We start from the raw sequence: 11,841 nt of genomic DNA, 5'->3' as shown, positions 1-11,841 counted from the left end.
TTTAATCTCTTTTAATGATATGTGCTGTTACAGCTTGCAAACCAAAGATAAGTAACGTTAAACTTAAATTAGTCGCTACTATAAACTCGCGTTCAAAATTAATAAAAACGAAACCGGACTTTTGCCATTGCAAAAAAATCCAAATGATGGCCAAAACAATGATTCCAAAACCACTTAACAAAACAAAAAAAAGTCGGTCTTCTTCCATTGCTAAAATCGACTGATAAATTCGGCTAATTCTTGGCTGTTTGGTTGCAATGAGAAGTCCCGTACCCCAAAGGCTCAAACCCAAAATAGAAAAGAAGGAAAACAATACCATGGAATGTAAGCCATACAAATTAGCACCAAACAAGGTGATTACTTTTCCAACAAAAACAGAAACAAGGAGTTGCGACCAGGCAGCTAAAAATATCAAAACCCCTACTCGTTCAAATAGGTGTGGGCCATAAAACAAAATCCTTAACAAGTGCCTCATACCATCACGCCATGTGCGTAAATGTGGGATTCTTCCTGCCTTATCAGGGTATAAAGAAACAGGAACATGATACATGGTAGATTCATTAATCAATGCTTTGATCAAAAGTTCGGAGGCAAATTCCATCCCTTTGCTTTTTACATTCCATTTCAAATAACTTTCTTTTTTAAAACAACGAAACCCAGAATTACTATCGCGGATCTTTGTTTTTTTTGCATAAAGCAAATTGATGATCCAGTTAATAACAGGTGTCCCTAAGTAACGATGTAAAAAAGGCATAGCTCCTTTATGGATTCTGCCATCCAAACGAGAACCAATGACCATATCACAATCAGTTTCGATCTGTTTTTCAATTAAAGCAGGTGATTCTAAAAAATCATAGGTATCATCTGCATCAGCAAAAACAACAATCTCACCTTTGGCACTACGAATCCCTGTATCAAGGGCTGACCCGTAACCTTTTTCCATTGCGGAAACCACAGTCGCACCAAACTTCTTTGCAATGGCTACAGACTTATCTTTACTACCATTATCAGAAACTAAAATTTCAATATCATAGAGACTTTTATAATCTCTCTGAATGGTCACAAGTTTTTCTAGAACCAAAGGTAAGGTCCTTTCCTCGTTTAAACAAGGAATGACAAAGGAAACAGATTTCTTTTTTTTCATAAAAAGTCCCGAGTATAGATTCCAAATGGATCTTTCGTAGATAGAAAATATCGACTCATATGGAGCGCGTTCTCCATATTTTGTTGTTTGATCACATAAGCCATTAAATTAGCAGAACAAAGTTCCTTACGGGGCATGGTTTCAAAACATTGAACAAGTAAATCCGACTCAGTCTCCGACCCCGCAGCCAAGGCAAGTTCAAGAAAGAAATAACGTTCGCCCAAAAAACGCACTTTCCAATTGTTTAACAATTCTAGATTCATATCTCGAAGTGGACGCAGAGAGGAATTTGTTTTAGGTTGAAACTCATAAAATGCAGAAAGTTGTACATCTTTATAATATCTAAAAATAGATTGTTCTACAAAACTAAAACGAATGGAAAATAATAAGAGGATGAAAAAGAAAATTGTTAGATAGAGTTTTGAAAAAATGGGATTAGTAATCTCTTTTTTATTTTCTCTATCAAATGTAGAATTCCAAAGACAAACAACAACCATTCCTAGAAAGAAAACATTTGCCACTTCCAAACTACTAAAATCTAGAAACTCGTGAACGAGCCAAATAGAAAGAACAGAAACTAATAACTTTTCTTTCGAAGAAAACTTGTTATAGTTTTTAAAAAATCGGAACTGAAAGGTAAATACAAAATAGAAAAAAACTATGACTCCAACAATACCGACAGAACTTAACATTTGAAAATACAAATTGTGCGCTAGTGGAAAAGTATGAAAGTGAATCATATAATCTTTTACTGATTCAAAATCAGCAATCGACAAATAACGTACATCTAAAAATGGGATAATTTTCTCCGGGTTAAAGCCCAGACCAAACACCGGGGCATTGGCAAACGTTGAAAAAAAATGCAACTTCCAAATCGATAATCGGATTCCAATGGTTCCTATATCTAAAAGTATTTTTTCAGAATAAACGGAAAACAAAACATAGAGGAGGATTACCGGAATCCCAACGACAAGCAAAATCTTTTTTACAGAATTGGATCGTTGGTTCCACATAATTAGGAAAACAAGTAAACCTACTGACAATATTGAAATTCGTGAAACCGATATCATCAACAGAAAAGAAGCAAAAATTAAAACAGCAAAGTAAAATAGGTTTTTGTACCTGTTTCCCAAATGAATCGAATAAACAGCAAGACCTAATACCAAAAATGAGTTTGAACCAATCAAACTTACTGGGATGAGAAACAATTCCTCACGATAAGCGCTAATACTGAAATTCGGCTCCAGAAACATTTTGATGGAAAGAATGACGGCATTGATGAGAAATCCTAAGAGTAATCCATCCACCACAGTCTGTTTGATTTCTTCTTTCCAGGCCTTCGCAATAGAAACAAAAATCAAAACCTCAAAGAGTAGCAAAATTCGAATTAATGCAAAATCATCATACCAATCTTTGATAATCCAATAAAGAAAGGCCCCCATTCCAATGACAAGAAACCAAGAAATCCTTTCTTGAAGTGCTTCCTGATGTCTGATTGTTAGAGCTAGCGCGAATCCAATCGGAATCACAGGATAACTCATAAAATTGGATGTTACAAAACAAGGTAGAATCGCTAAAATACTACCGAAGGAGAAAAAGTCTTTTTCCGAATATTTGGAATGAAGGTAAATTAAACCAACGGCCCAGAAAAACATAAACAATTTTATCGCAAGTTTTTCAGGGAGGAGTTGAATCGGGTCATACTCAGCTAATTTAAAAAATACAAAATTAGAAAGTAATATAACAAATAGCAGGTGAAACAAAGAAGAAAAAGAACTTTTCCTCTTTTTGTAATTCCAGATGAAATAAATAGAAAAAAGAAAGAACCCTAAACCAATTGCATCATTTCTAAAAAACTTTTGGTTTGTTTCTCCAAAAAAAAGACTTAAAAAACCAAAGAAGAATAAAAAATCAAAAAGGAGAAGTAGGATTCTCTTCATCTTAAAGCCAGTTGGCAGTTTTAGGAATATATTTGTCAGGCATCGACTTATAGAAAAAACTTTTTTTAGAAACAATGAGATTAAAATAGAGAATGTGACGAAGTGCCGCAACCCCATCTTTCCATGTAATTTTTTTCCCTTCTAAATAATTTCTTGGAAAATAAGAAATTGGAAATTCCAATACCCTAATTTTAAGACGTGCTAACTTAGCGGTAATCTCTGGCTCAAATCCAAACCGCTTTGATTCCAGGTTGATATTTTGAACAATTTCTGACCGAAACGCTTTGTAACAAGTTTCCATATCGGTGAGGTAAAGCCCACTTAAGAAATTGGAGAGGATTGTGAGGATTCGATTGATCAGATAATGGAAAGTGCGGTGTACTTGACGGCCATCTTTTTTAAAACGAGAACCGAACACAACATCCGCTTTACCCTTCGCAATTGGTTCAATGAGCATATGGATTTCATCCATGTCATATTCAAAATCTGCATCTTGAACAATAATAATATTTCCCGTTGCCTCAGCAATCCCACGGTGGAGGGCAGCGCCTTTTCCTTGGTTCTTTTCTTGGATCAAGATTTTATATTCCGAACGAAACCGAAATTCCTTGAGGATGGCAAGCGAGTGGTCGCGTGAGGCATCATCGATGAATACAAGTTCTTTTTTGGTCGGCAATTGGAGGGAATCAATCTTTCCTAAGAAATCTACCAGATGGGCAGACTCATTGTAAATAGGAATGATTAGGGATGTTTTGTTTGCTTTCTCAGGACTTACGAGGTTACGTCTAGCGACCATAGCTACTATCTAGGAATTACGGAGAGAAATGAAAGTCAAGCGGTAAAAAGCGATATATGAGATGGGGGAATCGCTATTTATTTCTATATTTACGAAGGCCCATAATTCCATGAACCAATGTTAGAATTAAGGCATAAAAGCCAGAAATGTTTTCACGGTTTTTTAACATACGAAAATGGGCTAACATCACTTTTTTCTTGTTAGACGTTGCAGCTCCCCTACGCACCCGATACCGCGCTAGTATCTCAGAATTAGCATAGGCAATTTTACCATCACGAAGGATATCGAGCCAGAGTGCGTAATCATCTCTCAAACTTTTCAAACTTGGGTCAAAGAATTTTTTTCCAACACTGGGAACATGATAAATAGCAGTCAGTAAACCCACTCGATTGTAATGTAACAAATCACGATAAGAATACTTCTTCGATTTTACCAGAAATGGTTCACAAAACTCAAAACCATCCTCATCAATGATGCGGTAAGATGCGAATGAAAATGGAGCTTTCGATTCTTCCATAAATGGGATCATCTTTTCCAAAAAATTAGGTTCCCACAAATCATCGGCATCAAGAAAAGCAATGAATTCACCTTTTGCTAATCGTATCCCCGTATTACGAGTATCAGCAGATCCCGAATTTTTTTCTTTAGCTATGAATTGGATACGAGAATCCGAAGCCGCAATTTTTTTGGCCAAAGCTGCTGTTTCATCTTTGGAACAATCATCCACAAGTAACAATTCCCAATCTGTATAGTTTTGATTTTTAAGAGAATTTACAGATTCCTCAAGATAGGAAACCGCATTGTAGGCTGGCATAATTACAGATACTTTAGGCATAAAAATTTACTTCATTTTAAAGAGATTGGTTTATTAGAAAGGAAAAATCAAAATAGAACTGGAAATGAATTTAGTATTTCAGACAAATCAAAGCGTTTGGAAAACTAATCTTACTTCTGGTTTTTTATTTCATCCACCAAACGATACAACCTTTCTTTCCAATGTACGTTTTGAACGTCGAAGGTCTTCTTGATTTTTTGTTTACTCAGGACGCTATAGGAAGGTCGTTTGGCATCTGTCGGATAATCTTCGGTAACAATAGGTATCACCTTACAATCATAACCAAATGACCTAACAATCTCATAAGCAAAATCATACCAACTGGCAACACCTTCGTTCGAAAAATGAAAGATTCCAGACTCCTTTGAGATGGCAGCAGAAAAACATACACGTGCAAGGTCTCCGGCCCAAGTTGGAGTTCCCATTTGGTCGTCTATAACGCGAAGGCTATCCTTTTCTTTGGACAACCGAGCGATGGTGTTAAAGAAATTTTTTCCAAACTTAGAATAAACCCATGATGTTCTAAGGATTAACGAATCTGGGTTGGTATCTAAAACGGAATCTTCTCCATCAGATTTTGTTTTTCCATAAACAGAAATGGGGTTTTTAAGATCTACTTCTTTATAAGGACGAGAATGATTTCCATCAAAAACAAAATCCGTTGAGACATGAATGAATTTTGCTCCCAATGATTTTGCATACTTTGCAATTCTTGTGGGTCCATCCACGTTCACTAACTCTGCGTTTTGTTTGTCTTTCTCCGCCAAATCCACAGCAGTATAAGCCGCGGCGTTGATAATTGCTAAATAATTAGAAGAGGATTGATTGGAAAAAAAATCTTTGATACTGACTTCGGAACCTAAATCCAACTGGGAGCGATCTACAAATTCGAAATGATACTCTTTCTCTACTTGAGATAAAGATCGGAGTTCATTTCCTAACTGTCCGGTAGATCCTGTAACTAGAATTTTTTTCATTATCTTTTAGTTCTTAAATTCTTATGAATAGATAGTTTCATTTAAGATACGAAGTAAATATTGACCGTATCCATTTTTCTTCAAAGGTTCTGCTAAATTTTCCAATTCCTTTTTAGAAATATAACCTTTGCGATAAGCAATTTCTTCGGGACAAGCAATCTTAAGGCCCTGTCGCCTTTCTACAGTCTCAACAAATGTGGAGGCTTCTAGAAGAGATTCATGAGTCCCTGTGTCGAGCCAGGCATACCCTCTTCCCATCAGTTGGACATCTAAACTACCTTTTTCTAAATAGATCTTATTCAGATCAGTAATTTCAAGTTCTCCTCTTTTGGAAGGTTTCACTTGTTTTGCATATTCGACTACATTAGAATCATAAAAATACAATCCAGTAACAGCATAACTGCTTTTGGGCTTTAGAGGTTTCTCTTCGATCGACACAGCCCTTCTCTCACCATCAAACTCAACAACACCATACCTTTCGGGATCATTCACATGATAGGCAAAAACAGTAGCTCCATTTTTTTTGGATACTGCCGCATTCAGCTGTTCTTCCATACCATGACCAAAAAAAATATTATCGCCCAAAATCAACGCTGAAGGTTCCCCACCATTCAAAAACCGTTCCCCTATGAGAAAGGCTTGCGCCAATCCATCGGGAGAAGGTTGTATCTCATATTGTAAAGAAATTCCCCACTGGGAGCCATCACCTAACATTTCTCGAAAAAGCGGAGTCGACTCTGGAGTTGAAATAATCAAAACTTCTTTGATACCTGCAAGCATAAGCGTACTTAAAGGATAATAGATCATTGGTTTGTCATAGATCGGCAGTAATTGTTTACTCACGACCTTAGTTACTGGATACAGACGTGTTCCCGAACCACCTGCTAAAATGATACCCTTCATTTGTTTTTTAATTCCTTATATTGTGAATCATAATATTTGTTATATTCGCCAGAAAGAATTTCTTCCCACCAGGATCTATTTTCCAAAAACCAATCCACAGTTTGTTCGATGGCTTCTTCAAATTGATACTTTGGTTTCCAACCCAATTCAGTTTCTATTTTCGATGGGTCAATCGCATAACGAAAATCATGCCCAGGACGGTCCTTAACAAATTGAATCAATTTTTTATGAGGTGCACCCTTGGGATTTTTTTCATCCATTAGTTCACAAATTTTATAAACAATGTCTAAATTGTTTTTTTCATTTCGAGTCCCAATGTTGTAAGTTTCACCAAACTTACCGTCTCTCATTACTAAATCAATGGCTAGGCAATGGTCTTTTACATACAACCAATCTCTTATATTTTCACCAGTTCCATAAACCGGGAGTGGTTTTCCCTGGAGACAGTTTAATATCATAAGAGGAATTAATTTTTCGGGAAAATGAAATGGTCCATAATTATTAGAACAATTAGTTGTAATTACGGGTAATCCATAGGTATGGAAATAGGCACGAACTAAATGGTCAGACCCAGCTTTTGAAGCCGAATAAGGAGAATTAGGTGCATACGGAGTTTGTTCTGTGAATGCCCCATCTGCACTCAAGGAACCAAACACCTCATCGGTCGAGACATGAAGGAATAATCTCAATTGTTTTTTAGCATGTAACATTCTCGCGAGTTCTAACATGTAAAAACTTCCCATCAAATTTGTTTTCACAAATTCTTCCGGGCCAAGAATAGATCGATCCACATGAGATTCGGCTGCAAAATGCGCGATCTCTGTCACAGGAATATTTTCCAATTTAGAGAAAACTTCAGCTTTATCGGTAATATCCAATTTTATAAATTGAAGTCGTGAATCGTCCTTCCATTTTTCTAGATTTTTTAAATTACCAGCATATGTTAACTTATCAACAACAGTGATTGATACATTCTCCGTGGATTCGAGTATCGTGTGAACAAAATTTGAACCGATAAAACCGGCCCCACCTGTGACAAGAATCTTTCTTTGTTTCATTCTTTAACCTATACTGTCCTTTCAATCATGTTATAACTAGGAATAAAAAATCTGCTTAAAAGCAATTGGTTTATCAACTAAAATGGACTAATAAAATCTTTAAATAATGTTAGTTGCTTATCCTTTTCAGATAAAATACAACTGTCCGTATTGATACCCCAATCAATTCCGATTGTTGGATCATTAAACAATATCCCACCCTCAGATTCCTTAGAATACTCATTGGTTACTTTATACAAAAATTCTGTATTGTCTTCCAAAACAAGGAACCCATGGGCAAAACCTGACGGAACCCAAAATATTTCATGATTTTTTTCTGTGAGAGTTACAGAGACATACTGACCATATGTTTTGGAATTTTTTCTAATATCTACAGCGATATCCAATACAGATCCTTTTACCACTCGAACCAATTTCCCTTGGTCCATCGGGGGAGCTTGGAAGTGAAGTCCACGCAAAACATTTTTATTGGATTTAGAATGATTGTCCTGTTGAAAAAGTTCCGGGATTCCCAAAGCCGTGTATTCGGAAGCCTTAAACGATTCCAAAAAAAAGCCCCTATCATCTCCATGAACCGTTGGTAAAATGAGTACGGGACCAGAAATGGGAAAATTTTGAGTTTTCATAGATTTAAGCTTTTATATGTCCTTTACCGAACTCTTCGAACAAGTTCTTTTCCGAGGAGCGACATGTCAATAGAAGAAAATAATACCGGATTCTAACCGAACAGTTTCGAATATTTTGTTTTCAGATAACGAAACTTAAATAGAGTTGGAGTAACATTTATGAAACCAAAAATTTCAGTATGTATGGCAACATATAACGGTGAGAAATATATTGCAGAGCAACTTAACTCCATCCTGACACAACTATCAGATAACGATGAAGTGATCATCTCCGACGATTCCTCTTCTGATGGAACGGTAAAGATCTTAGAAAAATTTGCTTCCGAAGATGCAAGAATCCAACTTTTCCTCTTCCAAAAATTCAGAGATCCAATTCAAAATTTTCAGAATGCTTTAGTCCAAGCAACAGGAGATTATATTTATCTATCAGACCAAGACGATCTTTGGATTGAGAACAAAGTAAAAACAATTAATCAAATATTAGAAAACTATGACTTAGTTTTGCATAACTCCATCGTAACTGACGAAAATTTGAATCCGACCCATCCTTCATTTTTCAAATTATTTGGATCAAAAAAAGGGATTATCAAAAATATCATTCGAAGTTCTTATTATGGATCTTGTATGGCCTTTCGCAGAAATATTTTGGATCAGGCAATTCCCTTCCCCAAAACCAAAGAAATCGGTCATGACCTTTGGTTGGGCCTTGTTGCCGAATTAACGGGTAAGGTAGAACTTCTCGAAACTCCCTACATTTATTACCGAAGACACCAAAACACCTTCACTTTAAGAGGATTAGGAGGTACCAAGCGAAGTATGTTTCAAATTATCAGAGGGCGATTGATTATGTTAAGAGAACTTACAAAGTTTTATTTTAAGTAAGTCCTGAATGATTACCCGAGTTTGGAACGGATTTTGTTTTCAAAAAGGGTTAAAGCAGCGTCTATCGTTTCATGCATATCGAAATATTTATAGTCACCTAATCTTCCACTGATAAAAACATTTTCTAATGCATCAGCTTCCTTTCTGTAAACCTTCACTAAATCTGTATTCCGTTTGTCATTAATAGGATAATAAGGATTAGACCCATCATCTAAGGAAGAAAACTCTTTAATTGTTAGCGTTGAGTTTCCGTATGTTCTTTCTGGATGAAGATGCCTAGGTTCATGAATTCTTGTAAATGGAACCTCTTCCTCAGCATAATTCATAACAGATGTACCTTGATAATCATCAACAGAATGTATTTCCGTTTCAAAACGAAGGGTACGATATTCTAATTTCCCAAACTTATAATCAAAGTATTGATCAATAGGCCCACTATAGATGAGAATTGTATCTTTAGGAATCTGATCCTTAACATCAAAAAAATTGGTGTTTAAAGAAGTAGTGATGAGGGGATTAGAAAGCATTCTTTCAAAAATTTTTCCGTAACCATCTTTGGGAATCCCTTGCCATCGACTATAGTAGTAACTTTCGTTATAATTTTTTCGGATAGGAAGTCGATTTAATATAAATTCAGGTAATTCCTTTGGATCCTTGTTCCACTGTTTTTTGGTATAACCTTTAATGAATGCTTCGTATAACGGGCGACCGATTAAAGATACGGCTTTTTCTTCAAAGTTTTGTGGTGGGTGATCAAACTTTTCCTTTGCCTTTTCTTTTTCCAAAAAAGCTTCCACTTCATATGGTTTTAGATTCAAACCATAATATTGATTGATTGTCTCCAAATTGATCGGCATCTGGTAGACTTTATTTTTGAAAGTGGTTAGAACTTGGTGATAGTAATTATTAAATTCAGTAAACCTATGAATATAATCCCAAACTTTTTGATTCGAAGTATGAAAGATATGAGTTCCATAAGTATGGAATTCAATTCCCGTTTCTGGATTGATTTCGGAATAGCAGTTCCCCCCGATATGATTTCTTTTTTCTATTACGAGGACTTCCTTCTTTAGTTCAGAAGCAACTCTCTCCGCAATGACCGAGCCAAAAAAACCAGATCCAACAACTACAACTGAGTATTTTGAATAATCCATAAACGTGCTTATAGAACAATAATAACTTTAGCATTCCATTTTCAATTTATTTTTCTTTAATTGCACAAAACACTTTACACAAGTTTGAGTAGTAAAATCCAATTAAAAATGGAAAATGAAGAGATTTGACCAGAGATGATTAAAATAGAGAGAAAAAACAATAAAATCCTGATTAAGGAATTCTTATTAAAAATCTTGTATCAGTTACACAAGTTTAACCTTTTTAAAAGGCTTTTTCTAAGTAGTAAACCGAAGGTCTTTGTCAGCCAAAAATTCCATACAAAACAAAATGTTCGTTTGGTGCTATTTTCCACATTTAATCTTAAAGGTCAAGTCACTGAGAATCTTAGATTTTATCTTAAAAATCTATTCGAACTTGGTTCAGATATTGTCTTGGTAGACACTTCACCAGTTTCCATTGAAAAGGAAATTGAATCTATAAAACCATATTTAAAACACTACATTTGGCGTGAGAACATTGGATATGATTTTGGATCGTGGAAGACCGGTTTATTCGAAACTGAAAACTGGGAAGAATACGAACAAATCGTATTCACAAATGATAGTATTTATGGACCACTCCAGTCATTAAAACCAATCTTTGACAAGTTTAATCAGTCAGACTATGATGTTTGGGGACTAACAGATTCATACGAATTTGGCTATCATGTTATGAGCTATTTTTTAGTATTCCAAAACAGAACACCGAAATCCAAGCTGTTTAAAGATTTTTGGAATGGGCTGTGTTATTACCCTACTCGCTTTAAAAAACTGTTAATTCTTGAGTATGAGGTAGGCGGAACCAAATATTGGCTGGATCATGGATTCAAAGTGGGATCTTACGTTGAATACAAAAAACTCAATCAAATCATCGACCACAAGCATTACATGAATCCTACCCATGTATACTGGGATACAATCATTAAGGATCATGGATTTCCATTCCTAAAAAGGGATCTAATCAAAGCCCTCATATCAGAAAATTTAACTGATGAAGTAAAAAAAATCTTAACCACAAATCGATATTATCCTATTGATAATATCGATCTTATGACTTAACTAAAAGAAATTGCCCTAAACTTTTAAAGGAACCAATCTTTCTTCAATATTAATTTTACCCGCTTCTCCACCTTCGTGATATTCAGCGTCTTGGTTCACATTCCAGACATCATACACATTACGATCCTGAGCTATGTTTTCAACAGTTAACATAGCAGTCATCATCGCATGATCTTGATTATTATATTTATGCATCCCATTTCTACCAACTAAATGAAGATTAGGAAATTTGCCTTGAATCTCAGTTTTTAAGATATCAATATGATCTTGATAAACATCATCATAAACCGGGTAGGCTTTCTTTTGGCGAACAACGAAACCCTCTTTTATATCTTCAATTTTTGTTAATCCTAACTTGACAACTTCCTTCTTCGCCAAGTTTACAAGTTCTTCATCTGAAGAAGTCCAAAGGCCGTCCCCCTCAAAACAGAAGTATTCGAGCCCATAACAATTGTAAGATTCATCAG

Annotated in this window: 12 protein-coding genes; 2 read left to right on the top strand and 10 right to left on the bottom strand. The window is 35.5% G+C overall.

The annotated features are described in order from the left end of the window. Position 1 precedes the first annotated feature (1 nt). From JWG41_RS01745 to rfbC, 8 genes are all read right to left on the bottom strand, one after another. A complete protein-coding gene (locus JWG41_RS01745) occupies positions 2-1,144 on the bottom strand; it encodes a glycosyltransferase family 2 protein (RefSeq protein ID WP_205268269.1) in 1,143 nt (380 codons plus the stop codon). Then, the gene (locus JWG41_RS01740) at positions 1,141-2,907 is read right to left on the bottom strand and encodes an O-antigen ligase family protein (RefSeq protein WP_205268268.1); all 1,767 of its coding nucleotides are present in this window, start codon (positions 2,905-2,907) and stop codon (positions 1,141-1,143) included. The genes JWG41_RS01745 and JWG41_RS01740 overlap by 4 nt, the downstream gene beginning before the upstream one ends. 178 nt (positions 2,908-3,085) lie before the next feature. After that, positions 3,086-3,880 (bottom strand): glycosyltransferase family 2 protein, encoded by a 795-nt coding sequence (locus tag JWG41_RS01735; RefSeq protein WP_205268267.1) that lies wholly within the window; start codon positions 3,878-3,880, stop codon positions 3,086-3,088. A 73-nt stretch (positions 3,881-3,953) separates the two neighbouring features. Continuing rightward, complete coding sequence (locus JWG41_RS01730; protein WP_205268266.1) at positions 3,954-4,715, bottom strand: glycosyltransferase family 2 protein; 762 nt, start codon at positions 4,713-4,715, stop codon at positions 3,954-3,956. 110 nt (positions 4,716-4,825) lie between these two features. Further along, entirely contained in the window at positions 4,826-5,692 is an 867-nt protein-coding gene (rfbD, locus tag JWG41_RS01725) for a dTDP-4-dehydrorhamnose reductase (RefSeq protein WP_205268265.1), read from the bottom strand. A 21-nt stretch (positions 5,693-5,713) separates the two neighbouring features. After that, the gene (gene rfbA / locus JWG41_RS01720; RefSeq protein WP_205268264.1) at positions 5,714-6,595 is read right to left on the bottom strand and encodes a glucose-1-phosphate thymidylyltransferase RfbA; all 882 of its coding nucleotides are present in this window, start codon (positions 6,593-6,595) and stop codon (positions 5,714-5,716) included. Further along, the gene (gene rfbB / locus JWG41_RS01715) at positions 6,592-7,653 is read right to left on the bottom strand and encodes a dTDP-glucose 4,6-dehydratase (protein WP_205268263.1); all 1,062 of its coding nucleotides are present in this window, start codon (positions 7,651-7,653) and stop codon (positions 6,592-6,594) included. The genes rfbA and rfbB overlap by 4 nt, the downstream gene beginning before the upstream one ends. A gap of 77 nt (positions 7,654-7,730) precedes the next feature. Continuing rightward, a complete protein-coding gene (rfbC, locus tag JWG41_RS01710) occupies positions 7,731-8,279 on the bottom strand; it encodes a dTDP-4-dehydrorhamnose 3,5-epimerase (RefSeq protein ID WP_205268262.1) in 549 nt (182 codons plus the stop codon). 159 nt (positions 8,280-8,438) lie between these two features. On the opposite strand from rfbC, the gene JWG41_RS01705 reads away from it, so the two are divergent. Beyond that, complete coding sequence (locus tag JWG41_RS01705) at positions 8,439-9,161, top strand: glycosyltransferase family 2 protein (RefSeq protein ID WP_205268261.1); 723 nt, start codon at positions 8,439-8,441, stop codon at positions 9,159-9,161. 11 nt (positions 9,162-9,172) lie between these two features. Here the strand turns inward: JWG41_RS01705 and glf are convergent, their stop codons facing one another. After that, a complete protein-coding gene (gene glf / locus JWG41_RS01700) occupies positions 9,173-10,315 on the bottom strand; it encodes a UDP-galactopyranose mutase (protein WP_205268260.1) in 1,143 nt (380 codons plus the stop codon). Positions 10,316-10,450: 135 nt separating this feature from the next. Between glf and JWG41_RS01695 the strand changes: the two genes are divergently transcribed. Continuing rightward, on the top strand, positions 10,451-11,374 hold the full coding sequence (locus JWG41_RS01695) for a rhamnan synthesis F family protein (RefSeq protein WP_205268259.1): 924 nt from the start codon (positions 10,451-10,453) through the stop codon (positions 11,372-11,374). 15 nt (positions 11,375-11,389) lie between these two features. Here JWG41_RS01695 and JWG41_RS01690 read toward each other — a convergent pair. Then, the coding region (locus tag JWG41_RS01690; protein WP_205268258.1) for a hypothetical protein at positions 11,390-11,841 on the bottom strand (452 nt) is incomplete at its 5' end.

The organism is Leptospira chreensis (genome assembly GCF_016919165.1).
In the GTDB taxonomy this organism is placed as follows: Bacteria; Spirochaetota; Leptospiria; order Leptospirales; family Leptospiraceae; genus Leptospira_A; species Leptospira_A chreensis.
The sequence above is the reverse complement of the archived record's forward strand: the minus strand, read 5'-3'. Positions and strand labels throughout refer to the sequence as shown.

Coding starts and splice junctions, on each gene's coding strand:
- JWG41_RS01735 (WP_205268267.1), bottom strand. CDS start 3,880: ATGGTCGCTAGACGTAACCTCGTAAGTCCTGAGAAAGCAAACAAAACA.
- JWG41_RS01745 (WP_205268269.1), bottom strand. CDS start 1,144: ATGAAAAAAAAGAAATCTGTTTCCTTTGTCATTCCTTGTTTAAACGAG.
- glf (WP_205268260.1), bottom strand. CDS start 10,315: ATGGATTATTCAAAATACTCAGTTGTAGTTGTTGGATCTGGTTTTTTT.
- rfbB (WP_205268263.1), bottom strand. CDS start 7,653: ATGAAACAAAGAAAGATTCTTGTCACAGGTGGGGCCGGTTTTATCGGT.
- rfbA (WP_205268264.1), bottom strand. CDS start 6,595: ATGAAGGGTATCATTTTAGCAGGTGGTTCGGGAACACGTCTGTATCCA.
- JWG41_RS01730 (WP_205268266.1), bottom strand. CDS start 4,715: ATGCCTAAAGTATCTGTAATTATGCCAGCCTACAATGCGGTTTCCTAT.
- JWG41_RS01705 (WP_205268261.1), top strand. CDS start 8,439: ATGAAACCAAAAATTTCAGTATGTATGGCAACATATAACGGTGAGAAA.
- rfbC (WP_205268262.1), bottom strand. CDS start 8,279: ATGAAAACTCAAAATTTTCCCATTTCTGGTCCCGTACTCATTTTACCA.
- rfbD (WP_205268265.1), bottom strand. CDS start 5,692: ATGAAAAAAATTCTAGTTACAGGATCTACCGGACAGTTAGGAAATGAA.
- JWG41_RS01695 (WP_205268259.1), top strand. CDS start 10,451: ATGATTAAAATAGAGAGAAAAAACAATAAAATCCTGATTAAGGAATTC.